This window comes from Sphingomonas sp. GC_Shp_3 (genome assembly GCF_026540945.1).
In the GTDB taxonomy this organism is placed as follows: Bacteria; Pseudomonadota; Alphaproteobacteria; order Sphingomonadales; family Sphingomonadaceae; genus Sphingomonas.
The window spans coordinates 40,212-66,924 of sequence record NZ_JALNUT010000007.1 but is presented as its reverse complement, the minus strand read 5'-3'; the positions used below and the strand labels follow the sequence as shown (position 1 = coordinate 66,924).

The following is a 26,713-nucleotide window of genomic DNA, read 5'->3' as shown; positions in this document are numbered from 1 at the left end:
TGCCCGGGCGAAACCCCTCGCGTGCGCGTGCCAGCGCCGATACAGTGGCCGACCTTCTCCGATCGCCCGCCAAGGATCCCGCATGTCGACCTACTCCGCCCGTCTCGCCGCGCTTCGCGAACACCTCGCCGGCGTGCCGCTCGACGGCTTCGTCGTGCCGCTCACCGACGAGCATATGAGCGAATATGTCGGCGCGTACGCGCAGCGCCTCGCCTGGCTGACCGGCTTCCAGGGCTCGGCCGGCACGGCGGTGGTGCTGCCGGAAGTGGCGGCGGTCTTCACCGATGGCCGCTATACGCTCCAGGTGCGCGAACAGGTTTCGGCCGACGACTGGCAGTATGTCGCCGTGCCCGCCACCAGTGTGTCGGCGTGGCTGGGTGCCAACGCGGGGCAGGGCGGGCGGATCGGCTATGATCCGTGGCTGCACACCCGCGCATGGGTGGCCGAAGCGTCGCGTGCACTCGCCGAGCGCGGCGCGACTCTGGTGCCGGTTGACACCAATCCGATCGACGCGGTGTGGTCCGATCGACCCGCCCCCTCACGCGCGCGGCTGGCCGTGCAGGACGATACCACCGCCGGTGCCTCCTCGGCGGAAAAACGTGGGGCGGTCGCCGACTGGCTGACGACGCGCAAGGCCGACGCGGTGGTGCTGACCGCGCTCGATTCGATCGCCTGGGTCCTCAACGTGCGCGGCACCGATGTCGCGCATACGCCCGTCGCGCTGGCTTACGCGATCATCGATGCCGACGGCACTGCCGAGCTGTTCGTCGCGCCTGAGAAGGTCGACGATGCCGTCCGCCAACATCTCGGCAATGCGGTGCGGGTGCGCGACCGCGCGGAGTTCGCTGCCGCGCTCGGCAGTTTCTCCGGCAAGCGCGTCGCCGCCGATCCCGAACGCGCGGTCGCCGCGATCTTCGACGTGCTCGAAGGCGGCGGGGCAAGCGTGTTGCCGCTGCGCGATCCCACCGTCCTTGCCAAGGCGATCAAGAACCCCGCCGAGATCGCCGGCCACCGTGCCGCCTCCGCGCGTGACGGCGCCGCGCTCGCGCGCTTCCTGCGCTGGGCGGAGACCACGCTGCCGGCTGGCGGCGAGACCGAACTCTCCGCCGCCGCCAAGCTACAGGCGTTCCGCGAAGCGACCGGTGTATGGCTCGACAGTTCCTTCGACACCATTTCCGCCACCGGCGCCCATGGCGCCAGTCCACATTACAAGGTGACCGAGGAGTCGAACGCCGCGATCCTGCCGGGCCAGCTCTACCTCGTCGATTCCGGGGGCCAGTACCGCGACGGCACCACCGATGTGACCCGCGTTATCCCGGTCGGCACGCCGAGCGAGGAGATGCGCGACCGCTTCACCCGCGTACTGCGCGGCCACATCGCATTGGCGACGGCGGTCTTCCCGACCGGGACCACCGGCGGCCAGCTCGATGGCTTCGCGAGGCGCCCGTTGTGGGAGGCTGGGCTGGACTATGGGCATGGCACCGGCCACGGCGTCGGCGCGTATCTGTCGGTGCATGAAGGGCCGCAGCGCATCGCTCAGCCGTTCTATCCCGGCGGCGGCCCGTCCGAGCCGCTGCGTACAGGCATGATCCTGTCCAACGAACCCGGCTATTACAAAGCCGGCGAATACGGCATCCGCATCGAGAACCTCATCCTGGTCGAGTCGCGCGGGATCGCCGGCGCCGAGCAGGCGATGCTCGGCTTCGAGACGTTGACCTTCGTGCCGATCGAACGCTCGCTGATCGTCGCGGACATGCTCACCCCGCCCGAGCGGGCGTGGCTCGACGCCTATCATGCGCAGGTGCTCGGGCTGCTCGGACCGCAGATGGACGATGCGGAGCGGATGTGGCTCGCCGCAAAGTGCGCGCCGATCGCGTAGCGAGGGCGTAGCGCCTGTTCGTTGGTGTCGATCGCGGTCGAGATCGCGGGCGCAGTGCTGGTAGCATGCGCCGCGACTGCGCACGACACGGACCAATCGCGGGCGGCGCCCTCAATCCGGCACCCCTTGTGTGTCGGGCGACGTGGAGGCGGCTTGCGCCGTGCTTGCCGCATCAGCCTCGCCCCGCGCCCGCGCCTTCCTGCGCCGCAGGTTCTCGCGCAGCGCCGCCGCCAGCCGCTCCTCGCGTGTTTCCTTGTCGTTCATTCGCTTACAGCCTTGACAATCCGGTCCGCCTCGTCTCTTACGCCGCTTCCGCGATAACCGGAAATGCTGCCGTAGCTCAGTGGTAGAGCGCATCCTTGGTAAGGCTGAGGTCGTGAGTTCAATCCTCACCGGCAGCACCATTTTTTCCGCGTTCGAGGCGGATCAGGCGAACGCCGCGTAAGTGCGGGTGATCGCTGCGGCGGCTGGGCCGGTGCGACGCGTGTTCACGCAGTCGCGGCCTTTCATCTGCCCACCTCCTGTCGCACCCCGATCAGGCGCGCGGCAGCGCCGGGAGGCATGTCGCGATCTCCCGTGCCATCGCCGTTGTTTCGCCGCGGTCACGGGGTAAGGCCGGATCTGTGATGAAGCTCTCCCTGCGTGGTGCCCCGGTGTGGTTCGGGCTGGCCGTCCTGTTCTGCGCGCTCGCGCTGCTGCGCCCGCTCGATCATGACGAGAGCCAGTATGTCGCCGCCGCCACGCTGACCGCGCGCGGCCACCTGCCGTATCTCGATTACCTCTATCTACAGGCGCCGCTTCAGCCGCTGCTGTTCGCACCGCTGGCCTGGGCGGCGGGCATGTGGGCATGGCCGGCGCTGCGTCTCGTCAACGCGCTGCTCGGCGTCCTCGCGCTCGCCGGCGTGTACCGCGCAGCCCGCGCCGCAGGGGCGGGGGAGCGTGCCGCCGCCAGCGCAACGGGGCTGTTCGCGTGCTGTGACATCCTGCTGTTCAGCATCGGCACCGCCCGCAACGACGCGCTGCCGCTCGCGCTGTTCGCTCTGGCGCTGCCGGCGCTGGTGCGCGGAAGCCTGGGGCGCACGACCACCGGGTCGGCGCTGCTCGCCGGGTTTCTGCTCGCGGCGGCGGCGGCGGCGAAAGTGTCCTATGCGGTGCCTGCGCTGGGCTATGGCGCGCTCGCGCTGGTCGACCGGCGGCACCGGCCAGCGCTGGTGGCGGCGGGTGCGGCGCCCGTGGCGGCGCTGGTCGCCGGGTTCTACGTCGCCGATCCGCCTGCGTTCCTGTTCGGTGTGCTCGGCTTTCCGACCCGCGCGCCGGTGGAATATTATCTCGGCGGCGCGCGTGCGTGGAAGCTGGGGTGGTTCGCCAAGCTGCTCGACACGCTCAAGTTCCTCGCGCTCGGCCCGGCGCTGCTGGCGATCGTCACGGTGCTGCGCGACCGGCGGCGTGATCCCGTACGGGTGCTGCTCGACCTGTTGGTGGTCGCCGCCTTCGTCGGTGCGCTGATGCCCGCGCCGACTTGGCGGCAATATCTCGCACCGGTGCTGCCGGTGGTGTTCGTGCGGGCGGCGATGGCGCTGGAGGTGCACCCGCCGGGGCGGACCGCGAAGCGGCTGGCGGCGGTGTTCGTCATCGCCGGCCTCGCGCCGAGCCTCGTCGCGCTGGCGGGGCTGGTGCGCGGCGTGCCGATGGTCGAAGCGATGCGCCAGTCGCTCGCGATTCGCGCGGCGCTCGATCACGCCGGCAGCACCGGGGCGGTCGTAACACTGTCGCCGCAGTTCCTGCCGGCCGCCGCCCGCGCGGTGGACCCGCGTTTCGCCGCCGGGCCGTTCTACTTCCGCAGCCACGCGCTGCTCACGCCCGCGCAGGAGCCGGCGCTGCACGCGGTGTCCGGTGATCGCCTCGTCACACTCGGCGCGCCGGCGGCGATCCTGCTGGGCGGGGAAGGCGAATGGACGAGCGGCGACCCGGCGCTGGAGCGCCCGCTGGAGGCGTGGGCACAGGGCCACGGCTACCGTGCGCGAGCGGTGCCCGGTGGTCGCTTCCGCCTTTACGTCAGGCCGCGTTGAGCCGCTTGCCGTCACGCTTGGCGCGCACCAGACCCTCGTAGTAATTCATCAGGTCGACGGTATGCTCGCGGTCGCTGCGTACCTTGCCGGCTGCCACCCGCGCCACGCGCCGCAGCATCGGCTGGTCACGCGCGAACAGCCGGGCGATCGCCAGCGCCGCCGCACCGGCATCACGCGCGGTGTAGAGTTCGGACGACAGCGGATCGGCCACCTCCGCGCAGCCGCCGGTATCCGGCACGATCAGCGGCAGGCCCGCCGCCACCGCCTCCGATGCGACCAGCCCGAACGGCTCGGCTTCGGACCCGTGGATCAGCGCATCGCAGCTTGCCATGATCCGCGCCAGCCGCTCGCGGTCGTAGACGGGTCTGAACATGCGGATGTGCGGGCTGCCCGCGACGCGCTTTTCGATCTTCTGCGTCTCCACGCCCGCGCCGAGCAGGATCAGCCCGACCGGCAGCCCCGCACCGGCACGCTCGACCGCGTCGATCACCAGCCGCCAGCGCTTCTCCGGGTGATGCCGCCCGAGCCCGAGCAGCAGATGCCCGTGCGGCGGCAATCCGCACTGCGCCAGCAAAGCGACACGCAGCCGCTCGTCACGCAGATCGGGCGAGAAATGGCCACGCTCGATCCCCAGCGGCATCGACGCGTCGATCCGCACGCCACGTGCGGTCAACCGTTTCTCGAGCGCCGGGCCATTGGTGACGACCGCATCGAACGCGCCGAGGAACTTGTCCATGTAGCGGCTGTACCACAGGAACGCGCGCTCGATCCGCTCGGTCGGCGCGAGGTTCTCGAACCAGCGCAGCGCGTAGGCCGAGACATTGTCGTTGTGCATGAAGAACGTCTTGACCGCGTCACTCTGCCACTGGCCGACCACCCACGGCGGCCGCCACGGCGAGGATGTCTCGACCAGGTCGGGCTGCAACCGGTCGAGCGCGTGCGTGATCGGCGCGGGATCCCAGAACAGCCCGTAATTGTGGTCGAACGGCAGCCGCCCGGCCTTGAGGTAGATGATCCGCCCCCCGCCGGGACGTTCCTCAATCGCATTTTCGCGGCCCGGCGCGATCACGATCAGTTCGTGGCCGAGGTCGGACATCGCACCCATCTTGCGGTCGATATAGGTGCGGACGCCGCCGCCCGTCGGTGAGTAGAACTCGTTGACGTCGACGATTCGCATCGCGGCTCAGCTCCCCTTGGGTGCCGGTGCGAAGCCGCCCAGCCCGCGCAGATACTGAGCGTGAATGTCGGTGGTGACCACCCCTTCGGGCACGTTGATCGTCGCCATTTCGAGCTTGGGGCGCGAGCGGCCGAGCCGCTCGTTGCTGGGGAAGCCCGCGCCGTCGGACCAGAAGTTGAACTTGTTCTTGCCGTCGCGGTTGTGCGTGAACAGCAAGGCGTAGCGCCCGGGCGTCGGCGCCTTGATGCACAGCGAGATCGGACCGGTCGCCGGGGTCGGCACCCGCACGCGGCGGAAGAACTTGCCTTCCTTGATGAGGTCGCGGTCGTCCTTCAGGAAATCGGCGTCATTGGCGGGGTAGAGTTCAAGCTTCAGCTCGCCCGCCCGGTCCTTCAGGCCATCGACGTTGACGCGGATCGCCGGCCCGCCGCCGCTCATGCAGGCGGCGCTGTCGCTGCCCAGCACGCCGGCCTGCGCCACCGCCGGCGTGACGAGGATCGCGACGCCAAAGATCGCAAGGGGAGTGGCGGCAAGCGCCGCGAGACTAGGAAACCGCATTTCTTTTCCTCAGCAGCCCATGCAGGCTGAACAGCGCGACCAGCACCACATGGACGACGAGCGTGAGGCCCGCGGTCAAGGCGATGAGGTTTCTCACATCATCACTCTGACCGATCAAAGGAGTGGATAAGGCGAAAAAAAGGTCTTTGTTTGGCACCAGCGGCAGCCGCGATACGATCATCCGGAGCGCGGCGAGGAGCAGCCACATGCCGACCGTCTGAGTCGGCATCCCGAAATGCCAGGTCAGCGCGACCAGCACCGAACCCGCGATCAACCGCACCAGATGCACGCCGAAGATCCACCACAAGGTGTGGCGATCAAGCGAGAAAACCCGTTTCGAGAAGATCAGGAACGGTACCGACATCAGGAACACGATGACGCTGGACCAGATCGCGATCTGTTGCTGGTGATGCGTGAGCAGACCGAGATACAGGGAGAGCGCAAGTACGGTGATGCCGAACGTCACCGCATTGCCCGCGATCGCGGAGAGGATGCTGACGTCCTTCACCGCCCCGAACGGCGCCGCCACCAGCGACGTGCGTTGCCGCGCCCAAGCATAGAAATATGCCTCGCCGGAGTAGTTGAGCATGTCGTTGGCGATCCGCTTCTTCGCCAGCGCGATGAAACCTTCCGGCGGGATTTTCCACAGTTTCCGGAAGATGACATAGTCGCCGGTGACCGGCGAGAAATACAGCAGCAGGAAGAACACGTAGAACCACGGGCTCGTCGGAAAGGCATGAGCAAGGCCGGCAAGGCCGGTGGACAGCAACTGCCGCGCGAGCAGCGCGACCATAACGATCGTCAGCGCGGCACCGAGATAGGACGGCCAGCGCCGTTTAAAGGTCTGCACCGGCTCGAGACCGGCAAGATCGGGAGCGAGGGATGCCGGAGCATCGACAGCACGTGTCGATGCCGCTGCCCCGGAGCGAAATTTGTCCACCGTGGGATCGTCCGTAACCGCTCGATCGCGTCGAGCACCCGGCGGCGCTTAGCTGGATATTGTGCGCTCGGCAAACCGGAACGGAGAACACGAAGTCGTCACATCGTGCCACATTACTGTCTAGTTCCAACGATATCGCAGTGCAACGATTTCCATCTCGCCTGCGAAACTTTTGCGACAATCGTTGGTTACGGATCAGCTTATGCTCAGCCCGCGCGCGCCTTCAGCACACATTCTGGCATATGCGCAGACGTTGAACGGTGGCGGGGTCGAACATGCGTTGATGCGGCTGATGCGCGGCTGGATCGCGCTTGGTCGGCGCGTCACCTTGGTGGTTGGCGACATCAGCGGCCCGCTCGCGGACGAGCTGCCGCGCGGCATCGACGTCATCGTGCTGGGCGACGCGCGATATACCGGGATGGTCTGCGTCGCCGAGATCGTCGAGCAGATCGCCCCCGATCTGATCTTCTGTCCGGGCAATCACTACACCGCCGTCGCCGCCTGGATCCGCTTGCGGCTGGGTGCGGCGTGCCCGCCGATCGTGGCCAAGGTCTCAAACGCGCTCGACCGCCGCGATCAGGGTTGGCTGTTGTCGCCGGCATACCGGGTGTGGCTCAACTGGCATCGTCATTTCGTCGATCATCTCGTCGCGATGACGCCGGCGATGCGAGACGAAGCGATCCGCACCACCGGTATCGACCCGTCGCAGATGAGCGTGATCGCAAATCCGCCGGTGCGCCGCGCGGACGGGCCGGCAATGACGTTGCCGCTACCGACCGGGCGTTTCCTGCTCGGCGTCGGCCGGCTTGCGCCGCAGAAACGGTGGGACCGCCTGATCGCATCCTTCGCGCGACTGGCCGATCGTGACGCAAGCCTGATGATCCTTGGCGAGGGTGCGGAACGCGGTGCGTTAGAGGCGCAGGTCGCGGCACTCGGCCTCGGCGGTCGGGTGACGATGCCCGGCCATGTCGCCGATCCGACGTTCGCGATCGAGCGGGCCACCGCTCTTGCGCTGACCTCCGACTTCGAGGGCGTGCCGGGCGTGCTGCGCGAGGCGCTGGCGGTCGGCACGCCGGTCGTTTCCACCGATTCGAGCGTGGCCGTGCGCGAGATCGTCGCATCGCCCGCGTTAGGGTCGGTGGTCGCGCCCGACGATAGTGCGGGTCTCGTTGCCGCGCTCGATCATTGGCTTGCCCCGCAGCAGCCACGCCCGGCGCCGGTGCCGCCGCCCGGCGCGGACTCTGCCGCCGCGTATCTCGACCTGTTCGATCAGGTCGTGCTGGCGCGTCGCGTCAGGCGGCAGGCGCCGCGTCGCTCGCGTCCCGCTTCGCGGCTCGCTCCGAGTTGCGTTCCAGCGCGACCTTGATCATCGCCGTCATCGGATCCGCGAGCGCAAGGCCCATCACCCCGAACAGCGTGCCGGTCAGGATCTGCGCCGACAACGTGAGCGCCGGCGGCAGGTCGACCGTCTTGCGCGCGACCATCGGGATGACGACGTAGCCGTCGAACGTCTGGATCACGCAGTAGATGATGATCGCCAGCACGCCGGTGTGAACGCCAGCACTGAACCCGACCGCGATCATCATCAGCCCGGACACGATCGCGCCGATGTTGGGGATGAAGGCGAGCGTGCCGGTGATGATGCCGAGCACCAGCGCCATCGGCACGCCGGCGAACATCAGCGCGACGCCGGTCATCACGCCTTCCAGCGCCATGCCGAGCAACCGCCCGGCGAGCAGGCTGCGCAGCGTCTTGGACATGCGCTCGATCGTGATGGCGAATTCGCGGCGTGAATCGGTCGGCAACATCCATTGCAGGCCGGCTTCGTACAGGCGCGGCTCCATCGCGATGAACAGCCCGATCACCAGGATCATCACGAGGCTGGTGAGCGCCCCGAGCGCGGTTCCGACGTAGGACGTGATCTTGCCGAACGAGCCCAGCGCCTGCTGGATCATGCTGTTGATGTCCGACTGTCCCGGCATCACGCCAAGGCTCGACAGCCACGCCATCAGACGCATCGCCTGCGCCATCAGGGTCGCGCGCAACTGCTCGAACTGCGCCGCCACCTGCACGCCGGTAAGATACGCAGTGCCGATCACGAACACCACGACGAGCAGCACCACGATCACCAGCCGCCAGATGCGCGGGATCGGCAGCACCTTGCCGAGCAGCCGCACCCCGCCGTCGAGCATTGCCGCGAACACGAGCCCGCCAAAGATAATCAGCAACGGCTGGATCAGCAGAACGACCAACGCGATCGCGCCGGCCATGCCAAGCCAGACGGCGGCCTTCTTCATCTCCTTGCGCACCATCGGGTCACGCATTTCGTTCGGGCCGGGTTCGGAGGAAATCTCGAACGGAACGTCGGCGGCGTGATCGGTCATTGCGGGTTCCGTGCGGGATGGAGGGAGGTGCCGGCGCGGCCGCCGCGGAACGACTGGCCCCAGGTCAGCGGATTCCAGGTGCCGTTACCGCTCTTGGAGAAGGTGATGAACTCCGCGCGTCCGCCGAGATATTCCCACGGCACCGGCCCGCCGAGGCCGAAATCCGGGGCTGCGAGCGGGAAGCGGCTGTCCGAGCTGCGATCGCGGTTGTCGCCCATCAGGAAGACGTGATTGGCCGGGATCTTGACCGGGCCGTAATCGTCGCCGCGGCTATAGCCCAGCTCGACCGTGTCGTAATGGCGGCCGTTGGGCAACGTCTCGGTGACAAGCGGCAGGCGGCAGTACATCTTGCCGTCCGTACCCGTCTCCAGCGCGCCGGGATAGACGTCCGGGCTGCACTTGGTGTTGGCGTCGACCGGGATCAGCACGTCGTGGATCGGCCCGCGCTTAATGGCGACGCCGTTGATGAACACCACGCCGCCCTTCACCTGCAATGTCTCGCCAGGCAGGCCGATCAGTCGCTTGATGTAATCGGTCTCGGTGCCCGGCGGCGTGACGATCACGACGTCGCCACGCTCGGGCATATGGCCGAACAGCCGGCCGTGGATGAACGGCAGCAGATGGAAGGTGGGCGAGATGAACGACCAGCCGTACGGGAACTTGCTCACCACGAGTTGATCGCCGATCTCGAGCCCGGGCAGCATGGATTCGGACGGGATGTAGAACGGCTTGGCGATGAAGGTGTGGAAACCGAGCACGGCGAGGATCAGCCAGAAGATGCCACGCACTTCCGCCCACCAGTCGGTCCGGCGCTTGGGCGTGGCCCCGTTTTGGGTTTCGACCGGGTCCTGTCCGGAGTCCAACGCTACGTCCTCACTCATGCACGCATTCCTGTAAGCGGTACTGCCTCGATGATGACGAACGCCTGTGCCCAAGGGTGATCATCGGTCAACGTCAGATGTATCGAGGCCGCGTGGCCGTCGGGGGTGATCGCGTCAAGCCTCGCCCATGCGCCCCCGGTCAGCGCCAGCGTCGGCGCGCCCGAAGGCGCATTCACGACGCCGATATCTTTCATGAACACGCCAGCGCCGAATCCCGTTCCGACCGCCTTGGAAAAAGCCTCCTTGGCGGCGAAGCGCTTGGCGAGCGTTCCCGCCTTGGTAAAGGGGCGCCGCGCCGCTTTTGCGCGTTCGAGATCGGTGAAGACGCGGCTCTCGAACCGCTCGCCGAACCGGTCGAGCGAGTTCTGGATGCGCTCGATATTGCACAGGTCTGAGCCGAGGCCGATAATCATGATAATCCTACCCGTTTCGGGCAGAACCGCCCGCCGATCACCGGGCCGCGTCCATCGCGTCGCGCATCCGCCGGACGCTTTCCGCGATGCCGATGAAGATTGCCTCGCCGATCAGGAAATGACCGATATTGAGTTCGCGGACCTGGCGGATCGCCGCGATCGGCGCGACATTGTCATAGGTCAGGCCGTGGCCGGCATGCACCTCGATGCCATTCTTGGCGGCAAGCGCAGCAGCATCGGTGAGGCGACGCAGCTCGTCCGCCTGCGCCGCGCCGAACAGTTCGCAATAGCGCCCGGTGTGCAGTTCGACCACCGGCGCGCCCATACGGATCGCCGCGTCGATCTGCCGGGCGGACGGTTCGATGAACAGCGATACGCGGATGCCGGCATCGCGCAGATCCGCCACCAGCGGGGCCAGCGCGGTGAACTGTCCGGCCGCATCCAGCCCACCTTCGGTCGTGCGCTCCTCGCGTTTTTCGGGCACGATGCAGGCGGCGTGCGGGCGGTGGCGCAGCGCAATGGCACGCATCTCGTCGGTCGCGGCCATCTCGAAATTGAGCGGGATGGTCAGCTCCGCCGCGAGCCGGGCGATATCGTCGTCGGTGATGTGGCGGCGGTCCTCGCGCAGATGCGCGGTGATGCCGTCCGCACCCGCCTCTGCGGCCATCAGACCGGCGCGCACCGGATCGGGGTAACCCGCGCCGCGCGCGTTCCGCACGGTCGCGACATGGTCGATGTTGACCCCAAGCCGGAGGCGACCTTCATCGGCGCGGCGGAGGCTGTCGCTCATGCCGCCGCCCGGCTGCCGGGCTTGATCGCCGGGATCGCCGCCAGTTCGGGCGGCAGCATATCGGCGGCGTAGGTTGGCACGTCGATCCGGACCAATGGGTAGAACGGCACGCCAAGATCGGCGGTGCCGCCCGAGCGATCGACCAGCGATGCCGCCGCCACCGTTTCGCCACCCGCGCGGCCGATCGCGGCGATCGCCTCGCGCGAGGAGAGGCCGGTCGTCACCACATCCTCCATCATCAGCACGCGCGTGCCGGGGGTAAGACGAAACCCGCGGCGCAGTTCGAACACGCCGTCGGGCCGTTCCAGAAACATCGCCTCGACACCCAGCGCACGACCCATCTCGTGACCCGCGATGACCCCGCCCATCGCCGGCGATACCACCGCCTGGATGCTGTCGCGCACCGCGTCGGGCAGGCTGGCGACCAGCGCCTCGGCCAGCCGCGCGCCGCGCCGCGGGTCCATCAACACGCGCGCGCATTGCAGGTAGCGCGGGCTGCGCAGGCCCGAGGACAGGATGAAATGCCCTTCCAGCAGCGCGTCGGCAGCGCGGAACTCGGCAAGGACTTGGTCTTCGGTCATACGCGGCAGGCCCGGTTAAGAATGCGCCTGATTAGGCACCGCGCCACGGCTAGGCAACGTGTGCGTCAAATAAACCCCGGCTTCGTGCTTGAGGGCGGCGAGCCGCCCGCGTATAGGTCAAGAAAATTGGGCGTAATCTCGCCCGACGTCGGAGCAGGATTTCGGCGTAGCTACAGGGGCGAGGATACGGGATGCGGATCATGCGCTTGAAGAGTATCTTGCTCGCGGCGTTTCTCGCAGTGGCGGGGTCAGCCCCCGTTTCGGCGCAGATCGTCCCGCCCGCCGCGCCGCAAACCACCCCCGCACCCGCGATCGTGCCGACCAAGGCCGACCCGATGCTCGCGCTCGACGGTGCCCCGCTCATGCTGCCGACCGCCGGCGTCGGCATGCCGGTCGACGGCAAAGTGACGATCCAGCCGCAGGTCACGCCCAATGGGCGTCGCGCCTTGTGGTTCCACAATGTCATCCTGTTTCCGCTCATCACCATCATTTGCCTGTTTGTGCTGGCGCTGCTGGTGTGGGTGGTGATCCGGTATCGCCGCGCTGCCCACCCGGTCGCCTCCAAGACCGCGCACAATACCGTGATCGAGGTGTTGTGGACGGCGCTGCCGGTGCTCATCCTCGCCTGTATCGCGTTGCCGTCGATCGGCCTGCTGCAGGCCCAGTTCAAGCCCGCGCCCGACAATGCGGTGACGCTGAAGGCGATCGGCAACCAATGGTATTGGTCGTATCAATATCCTGACAACGGCGGGTTCGAGATCACGTCCAACCTGCTCAAAGAGAAGGATCAGGTCGGCAAGGGCGAGCGTGCCCGCACCGATGCCGACGGTCCGCGCCTGCTCGCCACCGACAATCGCGTGGTGCTGCCCTACGGCGTGCCGATCCGGCTTATCACCACCTCAAACGACGTGATCCATAGCTGGGCGATCCCCGCGTTCTGGATCAAGCTCGACGCGGTGCCCGGGCGCCTCAACGAGACGAGCTTCACTATCGAGAAGCCGGGCGTCTATTACGGCGTGTGTTCGGAACTGTGCGGCGCGCGCCACGGCTACATGCCGATCACCGTCGAGGCGGTGTCGCCCGCCGTCTTCGCGCAGTGGGTGAAGGCGAAGGGCGGCACGATGCCGACCGGCAAGCCCGCCGCCGTCGTCGCCGCCGCGCAGCCGCTCCCGGAAACCGGCGCTGCGTTCGAAGCGGGCAATTCCTCCGCGCCGGTCGAGAACGCGACGGCGCAGGCACCGACCGTTACCCAAGGCGCGACGGGCAACCCCGCCGGCGCCGGCAATGTGGGACAATAAGGCATGACCGACACCGCGCTCCACCCGTCCGCCTTCGAGGCGCATGGCGATCACGGCCACGGCCATGCCGACCATGACGCGCACCACACGCCCGGTTTCTTCGCGCGCTGGTTCATGTCGACCAACCACAAGGATATCGGCACGCTGTACCTGATCTTCGCGATCTGCGCGGGGATCATCGGCGGCGGCATTTCCGGGCTGATGCGCGCCGAGCTTGCGCATCCCGGCATCCAATATTTGACGACATGGGCGGCCTATCTGCCGGGCGGCGAGCAGGGGCTCGACCATTCGCTCCACCTGTGGAACGTGCTCATCACCGCGCACGGCCTCATCATGGTGTTCTTCATGGTGATGCCGGCGATGATCGGCGGGTTCGGCAACTGGTTCGTGCCGATCATGATCGGTGCGCCCGACATGGCGTTCCCGCGCATGAACAATATCAGCTTCTGGCTGCTGATCCCGTCGTTCACGCTGCTGCTCGCCTCGCCGTTCTTTGGCGGCGCCGGCACCGGCTGGACGCTGTACGCGCCGCTCTCCACCTATGGCGAGCCAGGGCCGAGTGTCGACATGGCGATCCTGTCCCTCCACCTTGCCGGCGCGTCGTCGATCCTTGGCGCGATCAACTTCATCACTACCATCTTCAACATGCGCGCGCCGGGCATGACGCTGCACAAGATGCCGCTGTTCGTATGGTCGGTGCTGGTCACCGCGTTCCTGCTGCTGCTGTCGCTGCCGGTGCTCGCCGCCGCGATCACGATGCTGCTGACCGATCGCAACTTCGGCACGACCTTCTTCGATCCCGCCGGCGGCGGCGATCCGATCCTGTACCAGCATCTGTTCTGGTTCTTCGGCCACCCCGAAGTCTACATCATGATCCTGCCGGGCTTCGGCATCGTCAGCCACGTCATCTCGACCTTCTCGAAAAAGCCGATCTTCGGCTATCTCGGCATGGCCTATGCGATGGTGGCGATCGGCGTGGTCGGCTTCGTGGTGTGGGCGCACCATATGTTCACCACCGGGCTCAGCGTGAACACCAAGATGTACTTCACCGCCGCGACGATGGTGATCGCGGTGCCGACCGGCATCAAGATCTTCTCGTGGATCGCGACGATGTGGGGCGGGTCGCTGTCGTTCAAGACGCCAATGCTGTGGGCGATCGGCTTTATCTTCATGTTCACCGTCGGCGGCGTGACCGGCGTGGTGCTGGCGAACGGCGGCATCGACGATTACATGCAGGACAGTTACTACGTGGTGGCGCACTTCCACTACGTGCTGTCGCTCGGCGCGGTGTTCTCGCTGTTCGCCGGCTTCTATTACTGGTTCCCGAAGATGTCGGGGCGCATGTATAACGAGGTGCTTGGTCAGATCCATTACTGGATCTTCTTCCTCGGGGTGAACATGTTGTTCTTCCCGATGCATTTCCTCGGGCTGCAGAACATGCAGCGCCGCGTGCCGGATTACACCGATGGGCTGGAATATTGGAACCACTTCGCCTCGATCGGCTATATGATCATGGCGTTCTCGATGATCTTCTTCTTCGTCAACATCATCTGGTCGTTGTTCGCGGGCAAACCGGCGGGCGACAGCCCGTGGGGTGAAGGCGCGACGACGCTCGAATGGACGCTGTCGAGCCCCCCGCCGTACCATCAGTTCGAGACGCTGCCGGTGATCGATGGCGGTGATGGCCATCATTGAGCTGACCGGAAAGGCCGCGATCGTTTCACGTCGCGGCCTTTTCGCTTCCAAGGCAGGCGAGTATAGCGCCGGTCGATCATGAACACCGCAACCACCGCTTCGCCAGCCTTGCCCGCCCATTGGCGCGACTTCCTCGCGCTCACCAAACCGCGCGTGATGACACTCGTCGTCTTCACCGGCCTGTGCGGGATGCTCGCCGCGCCGACCCATATCGATCCGGTGCTTGGCTTCACCGCGATCCTGTGCATCGCGCTCGGCGCGGGTGCGGCGGGGGCGCTCAACCAATGGTATGAGTCCGATATCGACGGCAAGATGCGCCGCACCGAACGCCGCCCGCTCCCCGCCGGCCGCATGGACCGCGAGACTGCGCTCCAGTTTGGTGTCGGGCTGGCGAGCTTCTCGGTGATCCTGATGGGGCTGGCGATCAACCTCGCCGCCGCCGCGATTCTCACCGTGTCGATCCTGTTCTACGTGCTGATCTACACCGTCTGGCTGAAGCGCCGCACCCCGCAGAACATCGTCATCGGCGGGGCCGCCGGTGCGTTCCCGCCGCTGATCGGCTGGGCGGCGGCGACCGGCAGCGTCGCGCCGTTGCCGCTGCTGCTGTTCGCTTTGGTGTTCCTGTGGACGCCGCCGCATTTCTGGGCGCTCGCGCTGTTCATGAAGAGCGATTACGGCGCCGCCGGCGTCCCGATGCTGCCGGTGGTCGCGGGCGAGCGCACCACCCGCACGCAGATCGGTCTCTACACGATCCCGATGGCGATCGCCGCGCTCGCGCCTTGGGCGCTTGGGGTGTCGGGGATGTTCTACGGCGTCGTCGCAGCCGTCGCGACGACGGTGTTTGCCGTGCTTGCCGCGCGCGTAGCCATGCGCACCACGGGCGCAGCCGACACGATGAAGCCGGAAAAGCGCCTGTTCGCGTGGTCGATCCTATACCTCTTCATCGTGTTCGGCGCGGTCGTCGCCGACAAGTGGATCGCCTGATGGGCAAACATGACGACGAGATCCGCGCCCGCCAGCGGCAACGCGCGATGGTGCTCGGGCTGATCCTCGGCGCGTTCGTCGTCCTCGTGTTCGCGATCACCATCGCCAAGATCAAAGGCGGGATGCCGCATTGAGCCCGAAGATCCGCACCGCGCTGCTGGCGATGATCCCGCTGGTGTTCATGACCGGCCTCGCCAGCGCGAGCGTGCCGCTCTACCGGATGTTCTGTCAGGCGACCGGGCTGAACGGCACGACCCAGCGTGCCAAGCTCGCGCCGGGCGCGGTCGATCACAAGATCCGCATCGACTTCGACACCAACGTCGCGCCCCACATGGGGTGGAAGTTCGCACCCGAGTCGCCCAGCGACACAGTCGACGTGGGCGCGCGCGACATGGCGTTCTTCACCGCCACTAACACCACCGATCACACCATCACCGGCAGCGCAACCTTCAATGTAACGCCGTATCAGGTCGGCAAATATTTCACCAAGATCCAGTGCTTCTGCTTCACCCAGCAGACGCTCAAACCCGGCGAGACCGCGCGGATGCCGGTGATCTTCTTCGTCGACCCGAAGATCCTCGCCGATCCGGACGCGAACGACGTCCAGACGATCACCTTAAGCTATACGTTTTACCCGGTGGATTCCGCCAAACCGAAGAGCTAGGGTACCACAAACCGATAAACGGGGGATGAGAGAGATGGCCGGCGCGAAGAACCACGCATATCATATCCTGCCCCCCGACATCGCACCCATCATGGGCGCAATGGCCGGTGGCGTGATGGCGGTCGGAGGCATCATGTGGATGCACTCGGCGGCTTACGGCGGCGCGGTGTTCTTCCTTGGTGTCGCGCTCGTCATCGCCACCATGTTCCTGTGGTGGAGCAAGGTTCTGACCGAAGCACATGCCGGCGATCATACCCCCGTCGTTCAGCTGCATCTGCGCTACGGCATGGTGCTGTTCATCGCCTCCGAGGTGATGTTCTTCGTCGGATGGTTCTGGGCGTTCTTCGACTTCTCGCTGTTCCCCAAGCCGCTGATCTATGACGCGGTTAGCCACACCGTCAGCCTCGCCACTGATGCGGCGGCGGCGAATGCGGCATGGCCGCCCAAGGGCATGGAGGTGATCGACGCGTTCCGCTTCCCGTTGCTCAACACGCTGATCCTGTTGCTGTCGGGCACGACGCTTACCTGGTCGCACCACGCGCTGATCCACAACCAGCGTGGTGGCGCGTTGAAAGGCCTTTGGGGCCTCATTGGCGTCGGTGATCGCGACAGCGTGAAGAAAGGGCTGTGGCTGACGATCCTGCTCGGCATCACCTTCAGCTCGATCCAGGCGTATGAATATTCCGACGCGCCATTCCCGTTCAAGGGGATCAACTACACCTCGTCGTTCTTCATGGCGACCGGGTTCCACGGCTTTCACGTGATGATCGGCACGATCTTCCTGATCGTGAATCTGGTGCGCGTGTACCGGGGCGACTTCACCCCGCGCCAGCATTTCGGCTTCGAGGCGGCGGCGTGGTACTGGCACTTCGTCGACGTGGTGTGGCTGTTCCTGTTCGCCGCGATCTACGTGTGGGGCGGCTGGGGCGCGCCGGTTCACGCGGGCTGACGGCGATGCCGGCACGCGTTTGACCGACGATCTACCCTCGGGGTCGCAGCCAGGCGTCGTCGCGGTTTCGATGGGCGGTCTGTGCCCGCGCTGTGGGGCGCGCACGCTGTTCGTCGGTTGGACTGCGTTCGCCGGGCGGTGCCGTGCCTGCGGACTGGATCTCGCCGCCTTCAACGTCGGTGACGGGCCCGCGGCGTTCCTGATCCTGATCCTCGGCGCGATCGTGGTTGGGCTGGCGATCTGGCTGCAGCTCGCGTTGGCGCCGCCGTTCTGGTTACAAGCCGCGATCTGGGTTCCGGTCACGTTGGCCGGCACCGTCGGATCGCTGCGCGTGACCAAGGCCGCCTTGCTCGCGCTAGAATATCGCAATGCTGCGCGGGAAGGGCGGATCACATCGTGACGCGACGTGTGCCGGTGGTCGCCAGCATCCTCGTCGCGTTGGCGGTGGCGGCGATGATCGCGCTGGGCGTATGGCAGTTGCAGCGCCGCCACCAGAAGGATGCGCTGGTCGCGCGACTGTCGGCCAATCGCGACCTGCCGCCGATCGCGTTTCCGCGCGTGCCCATAGGCGACGACCTGCTGTTTCGCCGCGCGGTTGCGCACTGCCTGCAGCCGACCGGCTGGCAGAGCGAGGGCGGGCACGACGCAAGCGGCAAGCCCGGCTGGCGCCAGATCGCGCAGTGCCGCACCGGCGCGGAAGGGCCGGGGTTCGCGGTGCAGATCGGTATCGCGGGTGCGCCCAACACCAGGTCGGATTGGGCGGGGGGTGTGGTGCAGGGGTACATCGCGCGTGCGCCGGATCACCAGCCGCTGATCGCGGGACTGTTCGGTAAGGGCGCGCCCAAGACGCTGATGCTCGTCGCCGATCCGCCGCTCGCGCGACTGGCGCCGAACCCGCCGGCCGATCTGTCCTCGGTGCCCAACAACCATCTCGCCTATGCGGTGCAGTGGTTCGTGTTCGCCTTCATCGCGGCGGTGATTTATGCGCTGGCGTTGCGCAAGCGCGCGGCGCGGGAGTAGAGCGGGGGCCGCTCGCGTAAACCCAGCCTTGCCGCGCGTGAAGCACTTCGCCGCTTGTTCCGTCGGCAGCGCGCCGCTAACCCCGCCGTCCATGCGCTACATCAGCACGCGCGGGGATGCGCCCGCTCTTGATTTCGAACAGGTCACGCTCGCCGGCCTCGCCAGCGACGGCGGCCTGTATGTGCCGGAAACGTGGCCGACGCTCTCGCATGATGAGATCGCTGATCTACGCGGTGCGTCGTACGTCGATACCGCCGTCGCAGTGATGGCGCCGTTCGTCGCAGGCACGCTGTCACGCGACGATCTGCGGAGCTTGTGCGAGCAGGCCTATGGCCGCTTCGCCCACGTCGCCGTCACACCGCTCGTCCAGCTCGACCATCAGCACTGGCTGCTTGAGCTGTTCCATGGCCCGACGCTGGCGTTCAAGGATGTCGCGTTGCAACTGCTTGGGCTGTTGTTCGAACGGTTCCTCACCGGTTCGCAGCACCATGTCACCGTGGTCGGCGCGACCTCGGGCGATACCGGCTCGGCAGCGATCGACGCGTTGGCGGGCCGCGCCGGCGTCGACATCTTCATGCTGCATCCCAAGGGGCGCGTGTCCGACGTGCAGCGCCGCCAGATGACGACGGTGTTCGCGCCCAACGTCCACAACATCGCGCTGGAAGACGCCAGCTTCGACGATTGTCAGGCGCTGGTGAAGGCGATGTTCAACGATCCCCAATTCTCCGGCACGTTCGCGCTGTCGGCGGTCAATTCGATCAACTGGGCGCGGCTGATGGCGCAGGTGGTGTATTATTTCTACGCTGCGCTCCGGCTCGGCGCGCCGGAGCGGCCGGTCGCCTTCTCGGTGCCGACCGGCAATTTCGGCGATGTGTTCGCAGGATACGTTGCCGCCAAGATGGGGCTGCCGGTCGCGAAGCTGATTGTCGCCACCAATGTCAACGACATCCTCCACCGTGCGCTCAGCGCGGGTGATTATTCGCAAGGCACGGTGGTGCCGACGCCGAGCCCGTCGATGGACATCCAGGTTTCGAGTAATTTCGAGCGGCTGTTGTTCGATCTTGGCGGGCGTGACGGCACGGCGATGCGCACTCAGATGCACGGCTTTGAAGCGAGCAAGGCGATGCGGCTCACCAACGCACAGGCCGAAGGCGCGTCGGTCATGTTCACAAGCGATGCGGTCGATCTAGACGACATGACGCTGGCGATGCGCTGGGCGAGCGAGGATGCCGGGCAGGTGATCGACCCGCATACCGCGATCGCTCTTGCCGCCGCACGCCGCGCCGGGTTGCCGGCGGACGTGCCGGTGGTGACGCTCGCCACCGCACACCCCGCAAAATTCGGCGATGCGGTGGAGCGTGCGAACGGCATCCGCCCGAGCCTGCCGGCCCGCATGGGCGACCTGTTCGAGCGTGAGGAACGCTACGCCACCTTGCCCGGCACGTTCGAGGCGGTGACGGCGTATATCGCCGAACGCGCGGTGCCATGCGCGTGACGCCGTTGCAGACCCTCATCGCGGAACCGTGGGCCGATTACGGGCTGCTCGACTCCGGCAACGGCCGCAAGCTGGAACGCTACGGCCGTTTCCGCTTCATCCGCCCTGAGCCGCAGGCGATGTGGGCGCCCGCCTCCGATTCGTGGGAAGCCGATGGCGACTTCATCGGCGCTTCGGACGAGGAGGGCGGCGGTCGCTGGCACCTGTCGCGCGATGTGCCGCGTGGCGGCTGGCACGTGCGCTGGAACGAACTGCTGTTCATGGCGCAGAACACGCCGTTCCGCCATCTTGCGTTCTTCCCGGACATGGCGCCGCAATGGGCATGGATGCGCGGGGCGGTGGCGGAGGGCGATCAGGTGCTTAACCTGTTCGGCTATACTGGTGTCGGCTCGCTTGCGCTGGCGGCGAAGGGGGCGGCGGTGACGCACGTCGATGCATCAAAGAAATCGGTCGAGGCGGGCAAGGCCAACGCCTTCCTGTCGGATCTCGCCGATCGCCCGATCCGCTGGATGGTGGATGATGCCGCCAAGTTCGCCGCGCGCGAGGTGCGTCGCGAGAAGCGCTACGACGGCATCTTCCTCGATCCCCCCAAGTTCGGCCGTGGCCCGGATGGCGAGGTGTGGCGGCTGGAGGAGGGCTTGCCCGGGCTGATCGCGGATTGCCGCCGTCTGCTCGACAAGGACAGCAAGTTCCTGGTGCTGACGGTCTATGCGGTCCGCATGTCGGCGCTGGCGATCGGCGAGGTGGTGCGGCAGGCGCTCGGCGATCTTGGCGGCACGATCGAGGTTGGCGAGATGGCGGTGCGTGAGGAAGCGCGCGGGCTGTTGTTGCCGACGGCGATTTTCGCGCGGTGGAGCGCCGACCGGGCCTGAGCCCGACGACGCGCCACCCGCAATCGCCCGGCCGGCGGCGCTACAGCGCCGTCCGACGACGCGGCTTTGCCGCGGCGGGCTCGGAGCAAATAACCCACCAACACCGGAAGCATTCGCAATAGAACGTTGCGCGTGATTAACAGTCAATCAACCCATCTCCGTTAGTCCCCATCCAGACACTGTACCGGGGGGACTATGATGAAGATGCTTCTGTTCGCAGGCGCCGCCCTGCTTGCCGCCACACCTGCCGTCGCACAGGAAGTGGCACCGGCCGGCGGTGCGCGGATCGAATTGCGCGGCGGCTGGGACAATGTCGCGCCGGTCGTGACCTACACCGACCAGACCGGTAGCCAGCGCATCAGCGGCGGCCAGAGTGGTTTCACCTACGGCACCGAACTAGGCTATGACGCGGTGTTCGGTAACGGCGGTTTTGTCGGCGCCTATGCCGGGATCGCCGGGTCGACCACCAAATCGTGCGCTTCGGATGGCATCATCGATGAATGCCTCAGCGCCGGGCGCAACATCACCGCCGGCGTGCGGGTCGGCTTCGTGCTGCCCCATGCATCGATGGTGTATATCAAGGGCGGCTATTCCAACGGCAACCTGAAGATCCGCGAAAGCAGCCCGGTCTTCTCGCAGGATCTGGTCGAATCGCAGGATCTGAACGGCTTCCATGTCGGTGCCGGCGGCGAACTCGGCCTGACGCCGCATTTCTATACCAAGCTCGAATACGTCTACACGCATTACGAGATCGGCAGCATCGAGCTTGCCAATGCACGGTTGCGGACAACGCTGGATCGGCATCAGGTGGTCGGCGGCGTCGGCTACCGCTTCTGATTTGGGGAGGGGCGGGGCTGACGCTCCGCCCTATTCCATCGCAACCCGCATCGCAGCACCCGTTACGAACGGCGCACCGGCGACCAGCACCAGGCTAACCGCGCCAAGCAGTTTGAACGCGCCCGCGCCGCCGCCGGGATCGAGCGCGCCGGCACCGAAGATCAGCAGCGGCACCGCCAGCGGCAGCATCAGCAGCCCGGCGAGCGCACCCGCACCGCGCAAGCCGGCGATCAGCGCCGACACCGTCACCGCCAGCGCGGCCAGCCCCGGCGTGCCGATCAACAACCCCAGCTCCACCCGGCCAAGCGCCCCGCCCGACAGGCCGAGCAGCCCGGCCGCGATTAACGCCGCCAGCATCAGCGGCGGCGCGAACGCGAGCCAGTGCGCGATAATTTTGGCGGCGGCCACCCAGCTCATCGAGAAACCGCGCACGCTCAACTGATCGAACATGCCCGCCTCCGCATCTGGGCCGATCAGACGGTCCACCGGCAGCAGCGCCGCCAGCAGCGCAGCCGACCAGATCACGCCGCCGCCAACACGGGCGAGCAGCGCCGCATCCGGCCCGATCGCGAATGGAAACAAAATCGCGACGAGCAGGAAGAACGCGATCGGATTGCCCATGCCGCCGCCCGCCCACGCCAGCCGCAGATCGCGCGCGATCAGGCGAGCAAGCGCGCTCAAAGTGCGATGGTCCGGGCGTCTGGCACGGAGATCGCGGTATGTGTCGCCACGACCGCGACCCCGCCGCGCGTGCGGTGCGCGGCGATCAAGCTCTCCAGGAGAGCCAGGCTGGCTTTGTCCAAGCCGTTGGCCGGCTCGTCCAGCAGCCACAGCGGGGCGCCGCTGGCGACGACGCGCGCAAGCACCGCGCGACGGCGCTGCCCGGTGGAGAGCAGCCGGACCGGCACCGCCGCAAGCGCCGCCAGCCCGGTCGCGGCGAGCGCATCGGTCACGCGGCGCGCGGAGTCGGGCACGCCGTCGAGCGCCGCCCAGAACGCCAGCGCGTCGGACAGTCGAAGACCCCCATCGAGTGCGGCGGCGTCCGCCATCAGCGCGCACCGCGCCGCCTCCACCGCGCCCGAAGCGGGGGCGAGCAGTCCGGCGGCGATCCGCAACAGGCTCGATTTGCCGATACCGTTCGGGCCGGTCACCAGCGCCGCCTCGCCGGCTGCGAGCGTGAAGGTCAGCCCGGCGAACAATGCACGCCCGCCGCGTACGCACGTGACGTCGCGAAAGGCCAGGTGTGCAGGCGGTTGATCAAGCGCGGCCATCGGCTATGCCTTAGGCGAGAAGGCGGACCCCACGCCAGCCATGAGGATGCGCGAAGATGATCGAACAGCTCAGCGATGCGGACCGTGCGGACGCGCTCGATGAACTCGACGAATGGGATTATGACGAGGCGCGCGACGCGATCACGCGCAGCTTCACCTTTGCGGACTTTTCCGGCGCTTTCGGGTTCATGACGCGCGTGGCGTTGCTGGCGGAGCGCGCCGACCACCATCCGGAGTGGAGCAACGTATGGAACCGCGTCGATATCGCCTTGACGACGCATGATGCCGGCGGCCTCTCCCACCGCGACGTCGATCTCGCCCGAGCGATCGAGGCGTTGCTGGCGTAGTCGCCGGGCGTCAAATCAGCCCGGCGGGTTCGACGTGACCGAGCAGCATCACGCCGGTCAGCAGGAAGGATATGGCGGCTAGGGCGATCGGGCGAGCGATGTCGCCACGACCGATGAGGCGCATCGCCGTCACGCGATCGGCGCGGCAGTAACGGCGGTGCCGGCGAGCAGCACGGTGAAGACCAGCGCGCCGAGCAGTGAGGCGGCGATCTGCTGAAGCGAAGCGAAACGGTTGGTCATGGCAGTGGTCCCATTTAGCGGCGGCCGGACCATCCGGCTGCCGATGCAAAAAGGTTTGCAGGGAGTGTGCCAAGTCTAAAAACGGTTTCAAATGATAAGCTTAGGGAAATCCGCCGCGCGGTTCCTGGTATTTCGCTGGTGGAACGCACCACAGATTGGCGCAAACCGCTAACCGGCGCGAAGCTGGTCTCTCCCGGCATGCTTCGCCGCGTACAGCAGCGCGTCGGCACGGGCCAAAACGGCACTGAGATCCTCTGCGCGCGAAGTGCCGCTTATGCCGGCGGAGAAGGTCACCGCGCCGATCTGAGCGTCGGATTCGCGCACGCGGAAACGGCGTGCCGCAACCTGCGCACGCGCCGACTCCAGCGTTGCCACCGCCTCGTCGCGATCGACGCCGACGAACAACACCGCGAATTCCTCACCGCCGTGGCGCGCGACGAGGTGCCCCTCGCACGCGCTGCTCAGGGCCGCCGCGATCGCCTTCAGCACACGGTCGCCGACCGCATGACCGAAGCGGTCGTTCACCGACTTGAACCGATCGATATCGCACAACGCGACGTGGATCGGCCGACCGGCGCCTGCGCGAGCGAACGCCTCCTCGAAGGCGCGACGATTCGGCAAATCCGTCAGCGGGTCGCGCCGGGCATTCTCGCGCGCTTCCTCAAGCGCGACGCGCAGTTCGCTGGCCTCAACCGTTGCGTCGGCTAGCCGGCTTTCCGCGGCCTGCACATGCGCCAGCATCACGCTGGTCAGCCGCACGACCTCATCCACGTCGGATGTGGCATGGATCGCATCCGCGCTCGCGGCGAGATCGCGGCTGAAATCCTCTGTTTCGGTCCGGATCGCATGCACCATGTCGGAAAAGCCGGCGACCTGCGCCTGGGTGCGTGCGATCAGCCCATCGGCGAGCGCAGCCGCATCAGGCATGGCAGCGACCGACTCGTGGCGCTGTTCGGGCGCGCGGGGGGGCGGGGGCACCACTGACAAAGGCGGCGCGACAGCGGCTTCGCCGCCCAACTTTTCGATATCGCGCGCCGTCAGGCGAAATCCGCCCTCGGTCAACGTCTGCACCGAACGGGCGAGTACGCCATCGGTTTCGGTCATTATGCGGTATGCGAACTGGTAATGGCGCGGATCGGCGCTGAGCCGTTGATCCAGCAGAAAATCGCGGATCCGCTCGAACAATGCCGCCGAGCCCTCGTCAGTCGCTGTGGCGTGCCTGCGCGCTCCGGTCTTCACGGATCGTCCACCCCTTACCCATGCGGCCGCGCACGCGCGCGACCCTGTGGTCCCCGCCGGTTGTGTAGAGCGCAAACTGCTAACAAGGCGTGACCGCGGTTCAGCGGGTGAAGGCGATGCCGAGCCTGGCTCGCGTGGTGCGCCGGTTATAATCGTCGATCGCCTCGCCATAGCCGCTCCACGCCTGGCCAAAGAGGTAGATGTGCGGCCAGCCCTCGCCCAGCGCCGCGAGCGGATACGACAGGAACGCCTCGGCCGCGCCCTTGCCGGTCGCGGGATTGCCGCGCGCGGTAAGGGCGAGCTTGATGCCGTCCTGCCGCCCGATCGCGGCCGTGATCGCGCTATAGCCCCAATAGCGACCTATGTTGTCGGCGATGCCGCGGTTGCGGATAAACAACCACGCTTGCGGGGTGAGATCGAGCCGCCATCCGTCCCCCAGCGCCACGGTCTTGTTGAGCCGGAGATACGCGCGGTTGATGTCGATCGAGGTGGCCGGGCCGCCGCCGTTCGAATCGTGCCGGACACCGATCGCGGCGGCGGTGGTCGCATCGAGCGGCATTTCGACATAGAGTTCCGGGTTGTAGGTCGTCGAGCGGAACGGCACCGATGGTTGGTTGAGTGCCCAGAACATCGTCTGCGTGTACGCGAAATCGAGGTGCGGCCCGTCCTCGTGTCCGAGCCCCCGGAACGCGAAGCTGAACTGCAATTTGCCGCCTGCATCGTTCAGTCCGAAAGCGCCGTAGATCGGCGCGTAGGCATGGAAGCGGTCCAAGAACGCCCCCGATGTGCCCGCCGACGTCGTAACGACGTTTTCCGCAACCGCCGGCGCGGGTCGGTGGTCGAGCATCGCCGCCGCTTCGACCGGTGCGGCGGTCTGATCCTGCGGCGGCGCACTGGCGACCAACGTCGCAGGCGCGACGGCGGCGAGACGGTAATGTACGCGCGCGAAGCCACCCGGCGCGACCGGGCCCTCGCCATCGGGCGCGGCGACGAGGTGGAGATGCGACCCGTCGCGCGCGATCGTGTCGATCTCGGCCGGGCCTTGTGCGGGCGCGGCCTGCGCGCCTTCGTTGAGCAGGAATACCTCCACGCCATTTCGCGCCGCATCGGCGGAAGAGGGCGGCTCGACCAGCGGACGGAGTTGCGCGGCGGCCGGCAGCGCTACGGCGGCCGGCGCGATGCCCACGATCAACCAGAACTTCGGCCACCAGAACTTTGGCATGGCAGGCTCCCCCGGCGTCGGCTATCCAATTCTCAACGCTGGCGGTTTAGTGGCAGCGCGGCTAGGCGATGGCAATGCGCGTTTCCCCTGCCGATCTCGATCTCGCCGCCCAACTTGCCGACGCGGCGGGTGCGGCGATCCTCCCTTATTATCGCAAGCCCCACGGTCTGGAGGCGAAGGACGACGCGTCGCCGGTCACGCTCGCCGACCGCGCGGCGGAGGCGGCGATGCGGACGCTGATCGAGCGACGCTTCCCCGAGGATGCGATCATCGGCGAGGAATATGGCGTGCGCGAGGGCACCAGCGGCCGCGCCTGGGTGCTCGATCCGATCGACGGCACGCGCGCATTCATCTCCGGGCGGCCGATCTTCGGCACGCTGATCGCGCTGGTGGCGGAAGGGTGGCCGGTGCTCGGTGTGCTCGATCAGCCGATCCTGAAGGAGCGCTGGGTCGGCACGGTCGGGCGGCCGACCACGTTCAACGGCGCGCCCGCGCAGACGCGACGTTGCCCCGAACTCGCGAAGGCGCTGCTCGGCACGACGTCGCCCGCGTTGTTCGATGACAGCCAGTTGCACGCGTTCGAGCATCTCGACGGCGCGGTGATGAGCACGGTGCTGGGCGGCGACTGCTACAATTACGGCTGCGTGGCGAGCGGCTGGCTCGACGTGGTGGTCGAGGCCGGGCTGAAGTTGCACGATTTCGCCGCCTTGGTGCCGATCGTCGAGGGCGCGGGGGGGCGGATGTGCGACTGGCAGGGCGATCCGCTCACCGCCGACAGCATCGGCGAAGTGGTCGCGGCGGGAGACCCGGCGCGGATCGAGGAGATCCTCGAGGCGCTCGCCTGCAAGGGGCATTGAGGCTCGCCACAGACGCGGGCTTTTAAACCTGCCTCTCCTGCACAAAGGCAG

Annotated in this window: 29 protein-coding genes and 1 tRNA gene; 17 read left to right on the top strand and 13 right to left on the bottom strand. The window is 67.0% G+C overall.

The features are described from left to right. The first annotated feature begins 82 nt into the window (after positions 1 to 82). Entirely contained in the window at positions 83 to 1,879 is a 1,797-nt protein-coding gene (locus OXR00_RS13935; protein ID WP_267388873.1) for an aminopeptidase P family protein, read from the top strand. Positions 1,880 to 1,990: 111 nt separating this feature from the next. On the opposite strand, the gene OXR00_RS13930 is transcribed toward OXR00_RS13935, so the two are convergent. Continuing rightward, a complete protein-coding gene (locus OXR00_RS13930) occupies positions 1,991 to 2,143 on the bottom strand; it encodes a hypothetical protein (protein WP_267388872.1) in 153 nt (50 codons plus the stop codon). Positions 2,144 to 2,208: 65 nt separating this feature from the next. Here OXR00_RS13930 and OXR00_RS13925 point away from each other — a divergent pair. Further along, positions 2,209 to 2,283 (top strand) — tRNA-Thr (locus OXR00_RS13925). A 222-nt stretch (positions 2,284 to 2,505) separates the two neighbouring features. Further along, a complete protein-coding gene (locus OXR00_RS13920) occupies positions 2,506 to 3,948 on the top strand; it encodes a DUF2029 domain-containing protein (protein WP_267388978.1) in 1,443 nt (480 codons plus the stop codon). Here OXR00_RS13920 and OXR00_RS13915 read toward each other — a convergent pair. Genes OXR00_RS13915 through OXR00_RS13905 form a run of 3 tightly spaced genes read right to left on the bottom strand, consistent with a single transcriptional unit; the run spans position 3,935 to position 6,623 of the window. Continuing rightward, positions 3,935 to 5,125 carry a glycosyltransferase gene (locus tag OXR00_RS13915; RefSeq protein WP_267388871.1) on the bottom strand — a complete coding sequence of 397 codons (1,191 nt, stop codon included), beginning with the start codon at positions 5,123 to 5,125 and terminating at the stop codon, positions 3,935 to 3,937. The genes OXR00_RS13920 and OXR00_RS13915 overlap by 14 nt on opposite strands. A gap of 6 nt (positions 5,126 to 5,131) precedes the next feature. Further along, positions 5,132 to 5,683: a DUF2141 domain-containing protein gene (locus tag OXR00_RS13910; RefSeq protein ID WP_242148041.1), complete on the bottom strand. Its 552-nt coding sequence runs from the start codon at positions 5,681 to 5,683 to the stop codon at positions 5,132 to 5,134. Continuing rightward, positions 5,670 to 6,623, bottom strand: coding sequence for a hypothetical protein (locus OXR00_RS13905; RefSeq protein ID WP_242148039.1), 954 nt, complete (start codon positions 6,621 to 6,623; stop codon positions 5,670 to 5,672). The genes OXR00_RS13910 and OXR00_RS13905 overlap by 14 nt, the downstream gene beginning before the upstream one ends. A 202-nt stretch (positions 6,624 to 6,825) precedes the next feature. Here OXR00_RS13905 and OXR00_RS13900 point away from each other — a divergent pair, with 202 nt between their 5' ends. Continuing rightward, the gene (locus OXR00_RS13900; protein WP_267388868.1) at positions 6,826 to 7,989 is read left to right on the top strand and encodes a glycosyltransferase; all 1,164 of its coding nucleotides are present in this window, start codon (positions 6,826 to 6,828) and stop codon (positions 7,987 to 7,989) included. Here OXR00_RS13900 and OXR00_RS13895 read toward each other — a convergent pair. Genes OXR00_RS13895 through pyrE form a run of 5 tightly spaced genes read right to left on the bottom strand, consistent with a single transcriptional unit; the run spans position 7,916 to position 11,672 of the window. Continuing rightward, entirely contained in the window at positions 7,916 to 9,007 is a 1,092-nt protein-coding gene (locus tag OXR00_RS13895; RefSeq protein ID WP_242148035.1) for an AI-2E family transporter, read from the bottom strand. The genes OXR00_RS13900 and OXR00_RS13895 overlap by 74 nt on opposite strands. Further along, positions 9,004 to 9,888, bottom strand: coding sequence for a signal peptidase I (gene lepB, locus OXR00_RS13890; RefSeq protein ID WP_267388866.1), 885 nt, complete (start codon positions 9,886 to 9,888; stop codon positions 9,004 to 9,006). The genes OXR00_RS13895 and lepB overlap by 4 nt, the downstream gene beginning before the upstream one ends. After that, positions 9,885 to 10,301, bottom strand: coding sequence for a holo-ACP synthase (gene acpS / locus OXR00_RS13885; protein ID WP_267388864.1), 417 nt, complete (start codon positions 10,299 to 10,301; stop codon positions 9,885 to 9,887). Before acpS ends, lepB begins: the two co-directional genes overlap by 4 nt. Before the next feature lie 37 nt (positions 10,302 to 10,338). Further along, positions 10,339 to 11,091 (bottom strand): pyridoxine 5'-phosphate synthase, encoded by a 753-nt coding sequence (locus OXR00_RS13880; protein ID WP_267388863.1) that lies wholly within the window; start codon positions 11,089 to 11,091, stop codon positions 10,339 to 10,341. After that, positions 11,088 to 11,672: an orotate phosphoribosyltransferase gene (gene pyrE / locus OXR00_RS13875; RefSeq protein ID WP_267388862.1), complete on the bottom strand. Its 585-nt coding sequence runs from the start codon at positions 11,670 to 11,672 to the stop codon at positions 11,088 to 11,090. The genes OXR00_RS13880 and pyrE overlap by 4 nt, the downstream gene beginning before the upstream one ends. Positions 11,673 to 11,863: 191 nt before the next feature. Between pyrE and coxB the strand changes: the two genes are divergently transcribed. The 11 genes from coxB (at position 11,864) to OXR00_RS13820 (ending at position 21,486) form a co-directional block, all read left to right on the top strand. Beyond that, positions 11,864 to 12,970 carry a cytochrome c oxidase subunit II gene (coxB, locus tag OXR00_RS13870; RefSeq protein WP_267388861.1) on the top strand — a complete coding sequence of 369 codons (1,107 nt, stop codon included), beginning with the start codon at positions 11,864 to 11,866 and terminating at the stop codon, positions 12,968 to 12,970. Between the two features lie 3 nt (positions 12,971 to 12,973). Then, positions 12,974 to 14,665 carry a cytochrome c oxidase subunit I gene (gene ctaD, locus OXR00_RS13865; RefSeq protein ID WP_242148024.1) on the top strand — a complete coding sequence of 564 codons (1,692 nt, stop codon included), beginning with the start codon at positions 12,974 to 12,976 and terminating at the stop codon, positions 14,663 to 14,665. Positions 14,666 to 14,743: 78 nt separating this feature from the next. Beyond that, positions 14,744 to 15,649 (top strand): heme o synthase, encoded by a 906-nt coding sequence (locus OXR00_RS13860; protein ID WP_267388859.1) that lies wholly within the window; start codon positions 14,744 to 14,746, stop codon positions 15,647 to 15,649. Then, the gene (locus OXR00_RS13855; RefSeq protein ID WP_267388858.1) at positions 15,649 to 15,783 is read left to right on the top strand and encodes a hypothetical protein; all 135 of its coding nucleotides are present in this window, start codon (positions 15,649 to 15,651) and stop codon (positions 15,781 to 15,783) included. The genes OXR00_RS13860 and OXR00_RS13855 overlap by 1 nt, the downstream gene beginning before the upstream one ends. Next, positions 15,780 to 16,313 carry a cytochrome c oxidase assembly protein gene (locus tag OXR00_RS13850; protein WP_267388857.1) on the top strand — a complete coding sequence of 178 codons (534 nt, stop codon included), beginning with the start codon at positions 15,780 to 15,782 and terminating at the stop codon, positions 16,311 to 16,313. The genes OXR00_RS13855 and OXR00_RS13850 overlap by 4 nt, the downstream gene beginning before the upstream one ends. Positions 16,314 to 16,347: 34 nt before the next feature. Then, on the top strand, positions 16,348 to 17,262 hold the full coding sequence (locus OXR00_RS13845) for a cytochrome c oxidase subunit 3 (protein ID WP_242148020.1): 915 nt from the start codon (positions 16,348 to 16,350) through the stop codon (positions 17,260 to 17,262). 70 nt (positions 17,263 to 17,332) lie between these two features. Continuing rightward, entirely contained in the window at positions 17,333 to 17,662 is a 330-nt protein-coding gene (locus OXR00_RS13840) for a DUF983 domain-containing protein (RefSeq protein ID WP_267388976.1), read from the top strand. Beyond that, entirely contained in the window at positions 17,659 to 18,282 is a 624-nt protein-coding gene (locus OXR00_RS13835) for an SURF1 family protein (RefSeq protein ID WP_267388854.1), read from the top strand. The genes OXR00_RS13840 and OXR00_RS13835 overlap by 4 nt, the downstream gene beginning before the upstream one ends. Before the next feature lie 91 nt (positions 18,283 to 18,373). Beyond that, on the top strand, positions 18,374 to 19,777 hold the full coding sequence (thrC, locus tag OXR00_RS13830) for a threonine synthase (RefSeq protein WP_267388853.1): 1,404 nt from the start codon (positions 18,374 to 18,376) through the stop codon (positions 19,775 to 19,777). Beyond that, entirely contained in the window at positions 19,768 to 20,649 is an 882-nt protein-coding gene (locus tag OXR00_RS13825; RefSeq protein WP_267388852.1) for a class I SAM-dependent methyltransferase, read from the top strand. The genes thrC and OXR00_RS13825 overlap by 10 nt, the downstream gene beginning before the upstream one ends. A 195-nt stretch (positions 20,650 to 20,844) precedes the next feature. After that, on the top strand, positions 20,845 to 21,486 hold the full coding sequence (locus OXR00_RS13820; RefSeq protein ID WP_267388851.1) for an outer membrane beta-barrel protein: 642 nt from the start codon (positions 20,845 to 20,847) through the stop codon (positions 21,484 to 21,486). A 30-nt stretch (positions 21,487 to 21,516) separates the two neighbouring features. Here the strand turns inward: OXR00_RS13820 and OXR00_RS13815 are convergent, their stop codons facing one another. After that, positions 21,517 to 22,167, bottom strand: coding sequence for a heme exporter protein CcmB (locus OXR00_RS13815; RefSeq protein ID WP_267388850.1), 651 nt, complete (start codon positions 22,165 to 22,167; stop codon positions 21,517 to 21,519). Next, a complete protein-coding gene (ccmA, locus tag OXR00_RS13810; protein WP_267388848.1) occupies positions 22,164 to 22,757 on the bottom strand; it encodes a heme ABC exporter ATP-binding protein CcmA in 594 nt (197 codons plus the stop codon). The genes OXR00_RS13815 and ccmA overlap by 4 nt, the downstream gene beginning before the upstream one ends. 56 nt (positions 22,758 to 22,813) lie before the next feature. On the opposite strand from ccmA, the gene OXR00_RS13805 reads away from it, so the two are divergent. After that, positions 22,814 to 23,104 (top strand): 4a-hydroxytetrahydrobiopterin dehydratase, encoded by a 291-nt coding sequence (locus OXR00_RS13805; protein WP_242148005.1) that lies wholly within the window; start codon positions 22,814 to 22,816, stop codon positions 23,102 to 23,104. A 408-nt stretch (positions 23,105 to 23,512) separates the two neighbouring features. On the opposite strand, the gene OXR00_RS13800 is transcribed toward OXR00_RS13805, so the two are convergent. Continuing rightward, on the bottom strand, positions 23,513 to 24,583 hold the full coding sequence (locus tag OXR00_RS13800) for a GGDEF domain-containing protein (RefSeq protein ID WP_267388846.1): 1,071 nt from the start codon (positions 24,581 to 24,583) through the stop codon (positions 23,513 to 23,515). Positions 24,584 to 24,683: 100 nt separating this feature from the next. Next, on the bottom strand, positions 24,684 to 25,805 hold the full coding sequence (locus OXR00_RS13795; RefSeq protein ID WP_267388845.1) for a phospholipase A: 1,122 nt from the start codon (positions 25,803 to 25,805) through the stop codon (positions 24,684 to 24,686). A 74-nt stretch (positions 25,806 to 25,879) separates the two neighbouring features. On the opposite strand from OXR00_RS13795, the gene hisN reads away from it, so the two are divergent. Next, complete coding sequence (gene hisN / locus OXR00_RS13790; RefSeq protein ID WP_267388844.1) at positions 25,880 to 26,662, top strand: histidinol-phosphatase; 783 nt, start codon at positions 25,880 to 25,882, stop codon at positions 26,660 to 26,662. The last annotated feature ends 51 nt before the right edge of the window (positions 26,663 to 26,713 follow it).